This is a genomic window from Proteus vulgaris, assembly GCF_016647575.1.
In the GTDB taxonomy this organism is placed as follows: Bacteria; Pseudomonadota; Gammaproteobacteria; order Enterobacterales; family Enterobacteriaceae; genus Proteus; species Proteus mirabilis_B.
Genome location: NZ_CP032663.1, coordinates 2,969,095 through 2,984,882, shown reverse-complemented (window position 1 = coordinate 2,984,882; position 15,788 = coordinate 2,969,095). Strand labels below are relative to the sequence as shown.

Below are 15,788 nucleotides of genomic sequence, written 5' to 3'. Positions count from 1 at the left end.
GTGATTTAGAATAATGACACAGGGTATTTTATTGCGAGTGATTTATAACGAAACTAAAGCTGAAAATAACGAGCAAGCAGAGGGGCGGTAAAATTCTTTTTTAAATAGAATCCTCTGGGTAAGGTCATAATACGTTGCCCATCTTCACCAATCGCTTCTGTTAATGCTTTGCTGTTTGCTGCTTTGGGACGGATTTGTAAGACTTGCCCGTGGCGTGCGGTAATGCTTTCTACTTTACCTAACACAATCATGTCCATTAACTCTTCCCAATCATGACGTAATAGTTCTTCTTCAGTACTATTAGGGCTCCAAAGTAACGGAGAGGCGACGCGACGTTGTGATAATGGTATTTCCCTTTCTCCTTCAACGGGCACCCATAATACTTTTGAGAGCTTACGTTTTACATGGCTATTTTCCCATGTAATACCGCTGTTTCCGGTCAACGCTGCGACACAGACAAAAGTGGTTTCTAAAGGCATGCCCAATCTATCAATTGGAATGGTTTTGAGCTCAATGCCCAATTCACTGAAGTCTTGTTCAGGTTTGCTGCCTGCACTTGCGCCTAAATAGTATTCCAACAACATGCCTACCCAACCTTTATCTCTTTTTAGATCAATTGGGATAGGGAGTTGTGCAAAAGCGGCAAGTTCACCAAAAGTATAACCCGCAAGCGCTTTTGCTCGTTCGAATAAAACCTGCTCATTTTCGGGGGCGACTGGTGGCGTAAACATAGTTATTATCTTCTTGTATAAATAATAGACAGAAAAAACAGGTTGTTGATAACGTATTTAGCTTTATTTTATTTAAATCATAATAGCATGATATATCATCATTTTTTTGAGTTAATTCGCTAATTGAAATTTATAATTCCAAGTTGTGCACGGTTATCCTGAAATCATAAACAGGCTTTTACACTAGGTTATCCACAGCTTTATGGGATAACTCACAGAAAGTGAGATCACTGTTCTGATTTACAGCCTTGACTTTTGCAGATATTTGCCAAAATTATCCTATTTTGTCTAACTAATCGGCATAACCTGTGGATAAAACACCCTATGGTTATTTTTTGTACGATTTAAGCGAGAGGACCTTTTAATTGTTTTATCCAATCGCTGAAATAGGCATTAAAATTTGGCTACTAATTTGAATTATAAGTGATATTTTAAAATTTGTATCAACAGGCTTTCTAACAATACAAAAACTATACCCTGATTATCTCACTCTTTTTCACATAGATATCCACAGAAAAAGTGAATAAATCCCCTAAGTGTTTATGTGGGTGTTTATAACTTTCAAGGTTTCTGTGAATTAACACAAATAATGACTAATTTGAACACTGAAAAGAGACAACAACCTATTTTAGCTTTGGTGTATCGATATCCGGCGTAAACCACGCTGATTTAAAATCAAACCAGCCAAAGGTATTCATTTTGACACCTCGTATAGTTCTCTGCCCTTGTAGCTCTAGTAAATGGTGAAATAGAGGATAAAGCCAAATATCTTGTGTTAATTGGCGACACCACTCTTCAAGTGGCAAGGATTTTTGGTGCCATAGTGTGAGCTCTTGTGAAAATGATGCGCCTAAACATTGGTGAAAGAGTGGTAATTCATAAAGTGCAGCAAAAATTGAGAACTCTAAAGGTTTATAAAAATTCACTGTTGCTAACCAAATATCACTATCAGCTTCTCCGTAATACCACTGCTCATAATCAAGCACTTGAATGGTAAGTTCAATATCATACTGAGATAAAATACTTTTTATTAAATCTGCAATAGTGCTGTATTCATGATGCTCTTTATAAAGAGTGACAGTCAGTTTTGTTAATGAAGGAGGTTTTGGATGTTGGCGGATTAATTTACTGTGATGCCAATGAAGTAATAATCCATAAGCAGGAGACCAATGGCGTTGATAGAAAGGATCACAATGCGTCAGCATATTAACAGGGGTTAACACACTGCTTAACCACTCTCTTATTTCAGTCTGTTGGCACTGTTTTGAGCGACTATCATAAAGTAGGAAATAGCATCCTTCTTCTTTACGGCTTTCTAGTGAGTCTTTATTGGTATCATCATCTGTTAAATGAATAGTTGAACAGACCATTTTGTTATTCAGTTCTGGAACTACCCAGATATCAATTTCATCTAATAATGCCCGTAAGCCAAAATAGCGATTAAAGGCTTTGATTTGCAGCTTATGTTTATCATTAGCGATAACCTGATAAGCGCCAGTACCAATGGGACGTTGTGCAAAAGAAGGAAGTGATGCCCATTCTTGCGGCAAAATAACGGCTTGTGGACTTCCTAATAACGTTGCAAATTGCTTATCCGCTTCGCTTAAGAAAATATCTAGCACATAAGGCTGAGGCGAGGAAATTTGTTCTATATGTGCATAAAGAGGGTTACAGTGTTTCATTCTCATTAAAGAAGTACTGATATCTTCAAGGGTGAGCTCACGACCATGATGAAAATAGATAGAAGGACGTAAATAAAATCGCCAATGTTGCTCTGTGACCATTTGCCAATGATGAGCTAATTCGGCTTCGACTTCTCCATTTTCCTCTTTTAGATGCACTAACGAGTTAAATATCTGACTCATTAAATGTAATTCAGAGCGTCTTAATGGTGTTCCCGGTAATAAATTCCTAAAAGGGCGATAGTAAATAATACGCAGTAATTGTTGTCCGGGATGAAAGCTTTTTTCAATTTGAGAGAGCACCATTTGCCGTACTGAGTCTTTATCGCCCATTAGTGCGACAAGCTTTTCAATATCATTCTCTTCTATCAGCCTTTCAGCGCGATTTTGTTGGATCTCAAGTGCATTAGAGTGAAAAATAAGCGTGGATTTTTTACCTCGACCGACTTCCGCTTGCCAATTTATCCAACCTATTTCTTGCATCTTATTTAATAAAGAGCGGACATGACGACGCGTGCAATGCAGGGTTTGTGCTAATTCTTGTAACGTTGTTTCGGTCGCTTTTCCCTGAAAGGCTTGCCATAAGCGAATAAATTGTAACTCTAAGCGGGGTGAGATCATAAAAGAGGAAATCCCTTGATAAAGTGATCAATTTTAATTTCCTTATATTAGACCGATAATGATTGTGTTTAAAGTTAGCTCTCATGTTAGTTATCACAAATTACGAATACTGACAGACTCCCCCATTTGAGCATTCGGTGATTACCGGCCAGTGATGATTGATCACTGGCTTTTTTATTGGTTATTTATAGGAAGGCTTTTGTTGGGACAAAAAAAAGCCGTAAACGAATTTACGGCAAGAATGACAAAGTAAACATCACAGAAAGTAGAAGAAGGTGAAAACTGCTTTAATTAGCGCATAAAGGCAGGTTGTTTTGCCTCGTAAGCACTAATGTCATCTTGGTGTTGCAGTGTTAATCCAATACTGTCTAATCCTTCAATCATGCAGTGGCGGCGAAATGAGTCGATTTCAAAAGAGAAATGTAATTCACCCGCTCTAACCTCTTGTGCCACTAAATCTACGGTAATGGGGGTGCCTGCATGTTCTTTTACCCAATCAAATAATTGTGAGACTTCATCATCACTTAATTTGATTGGTAATAATTGATTGTTAAATGAATTCCCGTAAAAAATATCAGCAAAACTGGGTGCGATAACGGCGTGAAAACCATAATCAGTTAATGCCCAAGGCGCGTGTTCACGAGATGATCCACAACCAAAGTTTTCTCGAGCTAATAAAATAGATGCACCTTGATAAATAGGCTGATTCAAAATAAAGGCTGGGTTAGGTTGAGTGCCTTCATCGTCCAAAAAACGCCAATCGTGAAACAGGTGCTTACCAAAGCCAGTACGCGTCACTTTCTGCAAAAATTGCTTAGGAATAATGGCGTCGGTATCCACATTTGCTGCATCTAAAGGAACCGCAATACCCGTGTGTTGAGTAAATTTATTCATCATGTTCTCCTTTAAGATGCCACTGCAAATGTACGAATATCTGCAAAATGACCATTAATCGCTGCCGCCGCCGCCATTGCAGGACTGACTAAGTGTGTTCGACCTCCACGACCTTGGCGACCTTCAAAGTTACGGTTGCTGGTGGATGCGCAACGTTCGCCCGGATTTAATCGGTCGTTATTCATCGCTAAACACATTGAACAACCCGGTAAACGCCATTCAAAACCTGCTTCAATAAAGATTTTATCTAAGCCTTCTGCTTCAGCTTGCGCTTTAACAGGACCTGATCCCGGAACAACAATCGCTTGAACATGGGATGCAACTTTATGGCCTTTTGCGATTTCAGCAGCTGCTCGCAAATCTTCAATACGCGAGTTTGTACAAGAGCCAATAAAGACTTTATCGATAGCAACATCTGTTAAGTTGACACCTTCACTTAATCCCATATAAGCCAAGGCTTTTTCAGCAGAAGCGCGTTCAACAGGATCGTTAAAGCTATTTAATAACGGGACTATTTGATCAATAGCAATAACTTGCCCTGGATTGGTGCCCCATGTAACTTGTGGCGCAATATCAGCGGCATTAATAGTGACTGTGGCATCGAAAATTGCATCGTTGTCAGACTTTAAGGTTCTCCAATAAGCGACAGCTTCATCCCAAGATTGATCTTTAGGTGCAAATTGACGTCCTTTTAAGTAGTCAAAAGTGGTGTCATCCGGCGCGACTAAGCCTGCTTTGGCGCCCATTTCAATTGCCATATTGCATAAAGTCATTCGACCTTCCATGCTTAATGCTTCAATGGCTTCACCCGCAAATTCAACGATATAGCCTGTACCACCGGCACTACCTAATTTGCCGATAATGGCTAATACGATATCTTTCGCGGTGATCCCAATAGCGGTTTTACCCTGAACTTCAATTTTTAATGTTTTAGCACGAGACTGTTTTAAAGTTTGAGTTGCTAAAACATGTTCAACTTCTGAAGTTCCGATCCCAAAAGCTAATGAACCAAAGGCACCATGAGTTGCAGTATGTGAGTCACCACAAACAATGGTCATTCCCGGTAAGGTTAAGCCTTGCTCCGGCCCCATTACGTGAACAATCCCTTGATAAGGATGGTTTAAGTCATACAGCGTAACGCCAAATTCTTGGCAGTTTTTCATCAACTCTTGCATTTGAATCCTCGCCATATCACCACAAGCATTAATATCTTTAGTTTGTGTTGATACGTTGTGATCCATCGTTGCAAAGGTTTTATTCGGTTGACGAACAGGGCGACCTTTTGTTCTTAATCCATCAAAGGCTTGAGGTGATGTCACTTCATGCACTAAATGTCTATCGATATATAAAATGGGTGTTTCATCACTCACTTCTCTGACAACATGTGCATCATAAATTTTTTGATATAATGTTTTACCCATGTTATGCCCCTTCATGAATATACTGAGCGATACGATCACCCATTTCTGCGGTTGTGATTGCGTTGCCATTACCGGCTAAATCTGCGGTGCGATAGCCTTTTGCTAATACTTGTGTGATAGCATCTTCAATGGCTTGAGCTGCATTATCTTCATTAAAGCTATAGCGTAATAACAGTGCGGCAGACAGAATTTGTGCAATTGGATTCGCAATGTTTTTACCTGCTATATCAGGCGCTGAGCCTCCTGCGGGTTCATATAAACCAAAGCGCTCTTCGTTAACACTGGCAGATGGCAACATTCCCATAGAGCCGGTGATCATTGCGCATTCATCCGATAAAATATCGCCAAAAATATTGGAGCACAGCAACACATCAAATTGAGATGGATCTTTAATTAACTGCATTGTTGCGTTATCGATATACATATGTTGAATTTCAACATCTGGGTATTCTTTTGCGATCCCAGTGACAACTTCACGCCATAAAATAGAGCTTTGTAATACGTTAGCTTTATCAATTGAGGTTACTTTATGACGGCGTTTACGTGCTGATTCAAACGCAAAACGTGCAATACGTTCAATCTCATAACGATGGTAAATTTCAGTATCAAAAGCACGCTCTTGTGCGCCTTCACCTTCACGACCTTTAGGCTGACCGAAGTAAATACCACCTGTTAATTCACGTACACAGAAAATATCAAAACCACGTTGGGCGATATCAGCACGTAATGGGCAGTAGGCTTCTAAGCCTTCATATAAGCGAGCAGGGCGTAAATTACAGAACAATTTAAAATGCTTGCGTAATGGCAATAAAGCACCGCGCTCTGGCTGTTCATTTGCAGGTAAGTGTTCCCATTTAGGGCCACCGACGGAACCAAATAAAATCGCATCGGCTTGTTCACAACCCGCTAAGGTATCTGCTGGCAACGGAGTGCCATGATTATCAATGGCAATGCCACCGATATCGTATTCTTTTGTTGTGATATTGAGTGAGAAACGCTTACTAACCGCCTTCATCACTTTTTGTGCTTGAGCCATGACTTCAGGGCCAATACCATCTCCGGGTAATACTGCAATATGATAATTTTTTGACATAATTAAACCGCTTCTTGTGTTGTATGTTGTTTGCGTTTTTCTATTTCGACTTGCTCTGAGCGCCAAATGCTATTGATAACGTGGATCATGGCATTCGCAGATGAACCTACGATGTCAGTTTCTAAACCCATCCCATGAAATTTACGTCCTTGATATTCAACGACGATATCAACTTGCCCTAAAGCGTCTCTACCTTCACCTTTAGCAGTTAATTGATAAGTGACTAATTTCAATGGATAACCTGTTGCACGAGAGATGGCTTGATAAACCGCATCGACGGGACCATTACCGGTTGCTGCTTCAGTAATTTCTTTGTCACCATGAGTAATACTGACACTTGCGGTAGCAACGGTTGATGAGCCCGATTGAGTATTAAAATAGTTCATTACAAACTCATCAGGCTCTTGTTGCTGTTGTCCCATAAATGCTAAAGCTTCCAAATCGTAATCAAAGACTTGGCCTTTTTTATCGGCTAAACGTAAGAAGGCAGAATATAAAGTATCCAAGTTATAATCTGTTTCGCGATAACCCATCTCTTCCATTCGGTGTTTAACTGCGGCACGACCTGAGCGAGAAGTTAAATTCAATTGCACTTCTTTTAATCCGATAGATTCCGGTGTCATGATTTCGTAGGTTTCGCGATTTTTCAAAACGCCATCTTGGTGAATACCCGATGAATGCGCGAATGCATTGGAGCCAACAACCGATTTATTAGCATGAATTGGCGTATTACATAATTGGCTGACTAATTGACTGGTACGATAAATTTCTTTGTGATTAATCCGTGTTTGAACATTCATCATTTGCTCACGAACTTTTATCGCCATAATGACTTCTTCTAATGCACAGTTACCCGCACGTTCGCCTAAGCCATTAATTGTTCCTTCTACTTGTCTTGCACCTGCTTGTACTGCAGTAATAGAGTTAGCAACTGCCATGCCCAAATCGTCATGACAGTGAACAGAAATAATGGCTTTATCAATATTGGGAACACGCTCAAACAAGTTGGTGATAATGCCACCAAATTGGTAAGGCGTTGTATAACCTACGGTATCTGGAATATTAATGGTGGTTGCGCCAGCATTAATTGCGCTTTCAACAATTCGGCATAAATTATCGATATGGGTACGGCCTGCATCTTCGCAAGAAAATTCTACGTCATCGGTATAGCGACGAGCACGCTTTATCGAATTCACGCCCATTTCAATAATATCTTCGAATGATTTTTTCAATTTGTGTTCAGCATGCAGTGCTGAGGTTGCCAAGAATACGTGGATACGAAAAGCCTCTGCGACTTTTAAAGACTCCGCTGCAACATCAATATCGTTATCAACGCAGCGTGCCAATGCACAAATACGGCTATTTTTTATTTCGCGTGCAATGGTTTGCACGGATTCAAAATCACCAGGAGAAGAAACAGGAAAGCCAGCTTCAATGATATCCACACCTAAACGCTCTAAAGCGTAAGCAATTTGTAACTTCTCTTTTACGCTTAAGCTCGCCTGCAATGCTTGTTCGCCATCTCTCAATGTGGTATCAAAAATAATCACGTCGTTGCTCATAATCTGTTCCTTTCTCTTTTTATTTGCTGTTTGCGCTCTCCCAGGTATAAAAAAACCCGCGACTAGCGCGGGTTTTTCTCTCTAAGGGCAGGTGTGTTTCACTTTTTACCCATAAGCCGACCGCGCATAAAAGTTGCGAGTAGTAGTAGGCTTGATAGTAAAATTGCGTTTAACATGAAACATCCTTAGGTAAGTTCTCAATAATCTGTATTTATTGATACCTAATACCAATAAAGATGTCAAGCGTTGGAATTTATTAATTCATTTATCAGTGTTATTTATAAAATTTTTATAGTGATTCTGACTAATATCTAAATTTTTACTAATGATTATAACTATTAAGCATTCATTGATTGGGTTAATGTTCCATACGTTGTTTGAAAAAGAGTGAAATGAAAAATCAAACAATTGTTTGCTTTTTTTTTAATCAGCCAGTTGATAAAGAAAAAAGAGGGCGTTAGGGAAGGGATGATTAATAAATGTGAGCAACGTTTTGAATGTAAGAATAAAAATCATTGTATTATAAATGATGATAGATACCGGATACCTATTTTAGGAATGAAAGTACATTATTTTATTATGATTTTTATCATACTTTGTTTTATTATTTGCAAGGCAGAAGGTAAAACAGGTTGTAATATATATTGATATAATCATTTTCTATACATGTAATTTTAATGTCAAATTTCATCACTTATATGAAATACGTTTTTTTATTGATATGAAACTTATGTGTTTAGTTATATTCATGGATGATGAATAATAAATTTTAATAAATAGTTTAAGTAATAGTTGAAGCCTATCTATTATTAATAATATCTCAGTTAATAATGTTTATTTGGCTATTATGATAACATAGTGGAGTAAGAAATGACGGATTACACATCAGCAACAGTTACCAGCAGAGAATCAACAGATATTCATTTACGTAATGTTGATCTTAATTTATTAACGGTATTTGATGCTGTTATGCAAATGCAAAATGTTACCCGTGCTGCACAAGTATTGGGCATGTCACAACCCGCAGTAAGTAACGCTGTATCTCGCCTTAAGGTTATGTTTAATGATGAATTATTTGTTCGTTATGGACGAGGTATTCAACCTACGTTAAGAGCTAAACAACTTTTTGGTCCGGTGAGACAAGCCTTACAATTGGTTCATAACGAGCTTCCAGGAGCAGGATTTGAACCAGAACAAAGTGAGCGCATATTTAATTTATCTATTTGTAGCCCTCTAGATATAAAATTAGCACCAAAAATAGTTGAACAAATTAAAAATGAAACACCCAATATTAGCGTTAATATTAAATCTTATTTAAATAGCAATATAGAGCACCAACTAAAATACCAAGAAGCTGAGTTCTTTATTAGTTATAAAGAATTTGAAAAGGCTGAATTTCATTCGCAACCACTATTTAATGATGAAGTTGTTTTGGTCGTTTCTAATAAACATCCTCGTATTAAAGAGAATGTAACCCAAGAGATGTTATTAAATGAGCAACATTCCATTGTTTCTTTAGATGATATTGGTTCATTTAGTGCGCCGTATTATAAAAATACTCAATTGGAAGATTTAATCACTTATCAAGGAACCGATTTAAATAGTGTATTAAATATTGTTTCTAGAACTTATTTGGTTGCCATTGCACCGAAATGGTTAGTTGAGAGTTATTCTGAACAATTAGATATTAAAGCCGTGCCGTTACCTTGGGAAAAAACAGAGCGTCCATGTTACCTGATTTGGCATGAGTCAACAGCGCGTGATAAAGGCCACTTATGGATGAAAAATTTATTAAGTGAAGTTTGTCAAAACTAGAGTGTTTTCGCTCATAATTAGTATTTAATACTAATTATGCAGAAATAGTGGCAGATAACGTTAGTTACTCAGCTAATGACCAAGATGGCGTTTATGCAGTTAGATAAACTAAATTGGATTGCTGTCACTATTTTTGCCCTTTCTTTGTAATAATGACTCTTATTCGTATTATTACTATGTTAAACCTATTTTTTGCAATAATATCGCCCTCATTCTATTGTCATTGATTAAGTTATAACAATTACTTATTGTTATTTATCAGCTTTTCTTTTTAGCTTTCCATAAAAAATAAGACCATCATATTTAATTTTCTCACTGTGATGAGATAGCCTTTTCTGACAAAACTTTTCATAACTCACAATTTTACAAATTTATGTAAAATTGAATTCCTTTATTTTGGCGGATCACTTAGACTTTTATTCGAGTCAGCGAACAGGTGTAAGCTGAAATTGTAAGAGAGATATTTTCTCCATTTCGGTTTCATAACACGGTCGCTTTTCCATAAATAGCAGGAAAATTATGATAACTAATAATAATCTTCATGATTATCATATAATTAGAAGATTGCAGATGCGGTTTTTGCACAGCGGGAATAAAATTGCTTATCGTCAGTGGGATGCTAAGCGAAATATCGAAATGTCATGGGAGTTGGTTGAAAAGAAAACACACGCGCTCTCAAATGCATTGTTAGAAATGGGTGTGAATGTTCAAGAGAACATAGGGATCTTTTCTCAAAATACCATTGACTGGTCTTTGGCTGATATTGCTTCTTTGCAACTACGTGCCGTAACCGTTCCTCTTTATGCAACAAGTAGTGTTGAACAAGCCGCTTATATTTTAAATGATGCGAATATTCGCATTCTTTTTGTTGGCGACCAAAAGCAATACGATATTGTTTCTGAATTATTAGCGTTATGTCCTCAGCTTGAACATATTATTGTGTTTAACTCCGATGTTGTGTTAAACGAAAATACACCTTCATGCTATCTGGAAGATTTAATTAACCAGACACAATTTCAGCATGACGAAGTATTAAAACAACGTATTAATGAATGCAGTTTAGATGATCTGTTTACTCTGATTTATACATCAGGAACTACAGGTGAACCTAAAGGCGTTATGCTTGATTATACAAGTCTGGCATCGCAGCTTTATCTTCATGATGAGCGTCTCTCATTATCTGATAAAGATGTTTCGCTCTGTTTTTTACCTCTTTCTCACGTTTTTGAACGCGCGTGGAGCTTCTATGTGATGCACACTGGCGCGGTTAACGTGTATTTAACGGACACTCATGCTGTTAAAGAGGCAATGAGTGCAGTTAAACCGACGGTGATGTGTGCTGTTCCTCGCTTTTATGAAAAAGTGTATAGCGCTATTCAAGAGAAAGTGTCTCAAGCTTCTGTGTTTCGTCAATTTATCTTTAAATGGGCGATAAAGCAGGGTGAAAAACAGCGTGAAGCACAACTGAATCAGCGTCAGCAAGGGTTTATTTCCCGCTTATGTTATCGCTTTGCAGATAAAAAAGTCTTAAATCCATTGCGTCAAATTTTAGGTGGACGTGTTCGCTTTTTACCCGCGGCAGGTGCTCGTTTAGATGATGCAGTGATCCGTTTCTTCTTGGCTGCCGGTATTAATATCAAATACGGCTATGGTATGACAGAAACCTGTGCCACAGTTTCATGCTGGGAAGAGAATAAATATAAGTTAGGCTCTATTGGTACACCATTGCCGGGTGTTGAAGTGCGTATTGGTGCAGAAAACGAAATCCAAGTACGTGGCAGCATTGTCATGAAAGGGTATTTCAATAAGCCTGAAGATACGGCAGCTGCCTTTACAGAAGATGGTTGGTTACGTACTGGAGATGCAGGCGCACTTGATAGTGATGGCATGTTGTTTATCACGGAACGTTTGAAGGATTTAATGAAAACGTCGAATGGTAAATATATTGCACCACAAATGATCGAAGGAACATTAGGGCAAGACCGTTTTATTGAGCATATTGCGGTAATTGCTGATACACGTAAATTTGTTTCTGCACTTATCGTGCCTTGTTTTGATGCATTAGAAGAACATGCGCGTGCATTAAATTTAAAATATCAAGATCGTATGGAATTATTACGCCATACCAAAATTAAAGAGCTATTTGATGAACGTTTACGTGAAATGCAAAAAAACTTTGCAAGTTTTCATCAAGTTAAGCGCTTTACTCTTCTTGCTGAAGGCTTTTCAATGGAGTCGGGTGAATTAACGCCAACATTGAAACTTCGCCGTAAAATTATTTCTGAACGTTATCGAAACGAAATCGAATTAATGTATCAAGATTAATTTTAATTGATGAAAAAGCACCTAAAGGGTGCTTTTTTCTTTTGAAATTACTTATTGATAGATAACGATGATTGAAATAATTGATAAAAGACATAAACGGAAACGTTGACGCATACGGTTTTATCAGTAAATTGTGTTAAAATGCAAACTCAGATCAGCATGATGACTGAAATTCATAGCAATATGTAACAAATAACACATTTAATAATTAAAAGAGGCTAATGTGAAACTGGATGAAATCGCCCGCTTGGCTGGTGTTTCACGAACAACAGCAAGTTATGTCATTAATGGTAAAGCGAAACAGTACCGTGTAAGTGACAAGACTGTTGAAAAAGTGATGGCGGTGGTCAGAGAGCATAATTACCACCCGAACGCTGTTGCCGCGGGATTACGTGCTGGTCGTACGCGTTCTATTGGTTTGGTTATTCCTGATTTGGAAAATACCAGTTATACCAGGATCGCAAATTACCTTGAACGACAAGCGCGTCAACGCGGTTATCAATTACTGATTGCCTGTTCAGAAGACCAACCAGACAACGAAATTCGTTGTGTTGAGCACTTACTGCAACGCCAAGTTGATGCCATTATTGTTTCAACAGCATTGCCACCAGAGCATCCTTTCTATCAACGTTGGGCAAATCGCTCATTACCGATTATTGCATTAGACCGAGCATTAGAAAGTGAGCATTTTATCAGTGTTGTTGGCGATGACTTAGAAGATGCCAAAATGTTGGCAACAGAACTAAAAGCATTCCCTTCGCAATCTGTACTCTATTTAGGCGCACTTCCTGAACTCTCTGTGAGTTTTTTACGTGAACAAGGTTTCCGTAATGTATGGAAAGATGATCCTAGAGAGGTTACCTACCTATATGCAAATAGCTATGAACGAGAAGCTGCTGCGGCTGCTTTTTCTGAATGGTTAAATAACAATCCAATGCCTGATGCATTATTCACGACTTCTTTTGCTTTATTACAAGGGGTTATGGATGTGACATTACAACGTAGTGGTCGTTTACCAACGCAATTGGTTATTGCGACTTTTGGTGATCATGAGTTATTGGATTTCCTTGAGTGTCCTGTTTTATCTGTCGCTCAACGCCATCGTGATATTGCAGAGCGTGTGTTAGAACTGGTTCTTGCAAGTCTTGAAGAAGAACAAAAACCACAAGCGGGTATTACACGTATTCGTCGTGATTTATGCCGTCGAGGCAGTTTGGGACGTGCACGTTAATTGATGTCACTCTGTTGGTAATTATCTGCATTTATACTCATCCCTGTTTTATTAAACTAAAACGGGGATGTTTTATTTGATTTAAGAATGTCGAATAGCTTAGAGAATATTAAAATTGAGATTAATCTTAAGCCTTTTTTTACTATTTCTCTCATTTTACTAAGTTAATAGATTAAATTTTGACATATCCATAAGTGATATTGCTTAAATTTAATAAGTAATTAATTTTATTTTGGGAAACTTAAGAAAAAAATAAATAACTATCTTCATGATATTGAATTATTTTTTTTCGTCTTGCTATTTTTATTTATATAAAAGCAACCCCGAATTATTATGTTGGCTAAAGGTAAATGAACTGCAATAAATTAGTTTTTTATAATAAAAATCATGATTTACTGATTATGATTTCTTTATCTGTTTTTCCTCCTTGTAATCGCTATAAATAATTACTTTTCGTGATTAAAAATAGAATTGGAAAAATAATCTCTATTAATCATGGTGTTAATATTTCTCTTTTCCTTTTTGTCGATAATTTAAACATTTCGGTGTGCCTATCAAATTACTGTAAATATAAATAAAGCTTCCTATATCTGGCTTGACAACGTTTTCATACCATCCGTAAACTCTATTTGTGGGGATTTGTGGGATAATGTGGTGTAAATTACAAAGCTGAGGGTAATGAGGATGTTTCGTGGAGCAACACTCGTTAATCTTGACAGCAAAGGGCGAATAACAGTTCCTTCCCGTTATCGAACAACGCTGAGTGAGATTTCTGAAGGTCAAATGGTTTGTACCATTGATCTCAATCAGCCATGTTTATTGCTTTATACCCTTCCAGAATGGGAAAAGATTGAGTTAAAATTAGCGGCTTTGTCCTCCATGAACCCTGCGGAACGTCGAGTTCAACGTTTATTATTAGGTCACGCCAGCGAATGCCAAATGGATAGCGCAGGGCGTCTTTTGTTAGCTAGCACGCTAAGACAGCATGCGGGGCTAACAAAAGAGGTCATGTTAGTCGGTCAATTCAATAAATTTGAGTTGTGGGATGAGCAGGTCTGGTACAAACAGATCGAAACAGACATTGTAGCCGAGCAAACCTCACAGGAACCGTTATCGACACGACTATTGGATTTATCACTTTAAATAATGACAACGAATAATTTTAGCCATACCAGTGTATTACTGGATGAAGCAGTGAATGGCCTGAATATAAAACCTTCAGGTATCTATATCGACGGAACATTTGGTCGCGGAGGTCACTCTCGTCTAATTTTATCGCAATTGGGCGAACAAGGTCGCTTGATAGCGATAGACAGAGATCCGCAAGCCATCGCAGTTGCGAATGAAATTGATGATGCTCGATTTTCTATTGTTCATGGGCCTTTTTCAAATATTGAACAGTATGTTAATGAGCTCGATTTAGCTGGAAAAATTGACGGCGTATTACTGGATTTAGGTGTTTCTTCTCCTCAACTTGATGATCCTGAACGTGGTTTCTCGTTTATGCGTGATGGGCCTCTTGATATGCGTATGGACCCAACATCAGGGCAATCAGCTGCACAATGGCTGATGACAGCAGAAGAAGACGACATTACATGGGTATTGAAAACATTTGGTGAAGAACGCTTTGCTAAACGTATTGCTCGCGCCATTGTTGCTCGTAACAAAACAGAAGAGCCTTTGACTCGAACCAAACAATTGGCTGATTTAATTAGCGATGCAAGCCCAGTTAAAGAGCGTCATAAGCACCCAGCAACACGTAGTTTTCAGGCAATTCGCATCTATATCAATAGCGAGTTAGATGAAATTGAAAAAGCACTAAAAGGTGCCGTTTCTGTTTTAGCACCAGAAGGGCGTTTATCGGTAATTAGTTTCCATTCGTTGGAAGACCGATTAGTGAAGCGTTTTATTCGAGATGAGAGCAAAGGGCCTGTTGTTCCTGCTGGTATTCCTCTCACAGAAGCGCAGATAAAAGAGTTAGGAAGTGCTCGCTTATCGAGTATTCATAAGATGAAACCGACAGGCGTGGAAGTTGAAGAAAATCCACGGGCACGAAGCTCTGTATTGCGTGTAGCACAACGTATTGAGGAATAAATGTCTACTGAACGACACTCACTACCGGGAGTTATAGGGCAGGATTTACTGCGTCATGGCAAATTACCTGTGTGTTTATTGATTGCTGTGATTATTTCTGCGGTGTATGTCGTGACGACAGCACATAAGACACGTTTATTGACAGCAGAGAAAGAGCGTTTAGTGCTGGAAAAAAACGTATTGGAGATCGAATGGCGCAATCTCATTCTTGAAGAAAATGCATTGGCAGACCATAGCCGAGTAGAACGTTTTTCAAGTGATAGTTTGGGAATGATCCATGTTGACCCAACAAAAGAGAACATCGTGGTTACTAAATAAT

12 protein-coding genes are annotated in these 15,788 nt (G+C 38.2%); 6 read left to right on the top strand and 6 right to left on the bottom strand.

Going from position 1 to position 15,788, the window contains the following annotated elements; genetic code table 11:
- Window positions 1-53 precede the first annotated feature (53 nt).
- From mutH to leuA, 6 genes are all read right to left on the bottom strand, one after another.
- Complete coding sequence (mutH, locus tag D7029_RS13855; protein WP_194950957.1) at window positions 54-731, bottom strand: DNA mismatch repair endonuclease MutH; 678 nt, start codon at window positions 729-731, stop codon at window positions 54-56.
- Window positions 732-1,354: 623 nt separating this feature from the next.
- Complete coding sequence (gene sgrR / locus D7029_RS13850; protein ID WP_194950956.1) at window positions 1,355-3,034, bottom strand: HTH-type transcriptional regulator SgrR; 1,680 nt, start codon at window positions 3,032-3,034, stop codon at window positions 1,355-1,357.
- Window positions 3,035-3,325: 291 nt separating this feature from the next.
- Entirely contained in the window at window positions 3,326-3,931 is a 606-nt protein-coding gene (gene leuD / locus D7029_RS13845) for a 3-isopropylmalate dehydratase small subunit (protein WP_088494910.1), read from the bottom strand.
- A gap of 8 nt (window positions 3,932-3,939) precedes the next feature.
- On the bottom strand, window positions 3,940-5,349 hold the full coding sequence (gene leuC, locus D7029_RS13840; protein ID WP_194950955.1) for a 3-isopropylmalate dehydratase large subunit: 1,410 nt from the start codon (window positions 5,347-5,349) through the stop codon (window positions 3,940-3,942).
- Window position 5,350: 1 nt separating this feature from the next.
- Window positions 5,351-6,442, bottom strand: coding sequence for a 3-isopropylmalate dehydrogenase (gene leuB, locus D7029_RS13835; protein ID WP_194950954.1), 1,092 nt, complete (start codon window positions 6,440-6,442; stop codon window positions 5,351-5,353).
- A 2-nt stretch (window positions 6,443-6,444) separates the two neighbouring features.
- Window positions 6,445-8,004: a 2-isopropylmalate synthase gene (leuA, locus tag D7029_RS13830; protein WP_023581485.1), complete on the bottom strand. Its 1,560-nt coding sequence runs from the start codon at window positions 8,002-8,004 to the stop codon at window positions 6,445-6,447.
- A gap of 870 nt (window positions 8,005-8,874) precedes the next feature.
- Here leuA and leuO point away from each other — a divergent pair.
- The 6 genes from leuO (at window position 8,875) to ftsL (ending at window position 15,787) form a co-directional block, all read left to right on the top strand.
- Entirely contained in the window at window positions 8,875-9,819 is a 945-nt protein-coding gene (leuO, locus tag D7029_RS13825; protein WP_194950953.1) for a transcriptional regulator LeuO, read from the top strand.
- A 519-nt stretch (window positions 9,820-10,338) separates the two neighbouring features.
- Window positions 10,339-12,144, top strand: coding sequence for an AMP-dependent synthetase/ligase (locus tag D7029_RS13820; protein WP_194950952.1), 1,806 nt, complete (start codon window positions 10,339-10,341; stop codon window positions 12,142-12,144).
- A gap of 223 nt (window positions 12,145-12,367) precedes the next feature.
- Window positions 12,368-13,375 carry a catabolite repressor/activator gene (cra, locus tag D7029_RS13815; RefSeq protein WP_075670767.1) on the top strand — a complete coding sequence of 336 codons (1,008 nt, stop codon included), beginning with the start codon at window positions 12,368-12,370 and terminating at the stop codon, window positions 13,373-13,375.
- A 684-nt stretch (window positions 13,376-14,059) separates the two neighbouring features.
- Window positions 14,060-14,518, top strand: a complete 459-nt coding sequence (mraZ, locus tag D7029_RS13810; protein WP_088494916.1) for a division/cell wall cluster transcriptional repressor MraZ — start codon at window positions 14,060-14,062, stop codon at window positions 14,516-14,518.
- Window positions 14,519-14,521: 3 nt separating this feature from the next.
- Entirely contained in the window at window positions 14,522-15,469 is a 948-nt protein-coding gene (gene rsmH, locus D7029_RS13805; protein WP_098942181.1) for a 16S rRNA (cytosine(1402)-N(4))-methyltransferase RsmH, read from the top strand.
- A complete protein-coding gene (gene ftsL / locus D7029_RS13800) occupies window positions 15,470-15,787 on the top strand; it encodes a cell division protein FtsL (protein WP_023581490.1) in 318 nt (105 codons plus the stop codon). It abuts the gene before it with no gap.
- The last annotated feature ends 1 nt before the right edge of the window (window position 15,788 follow it).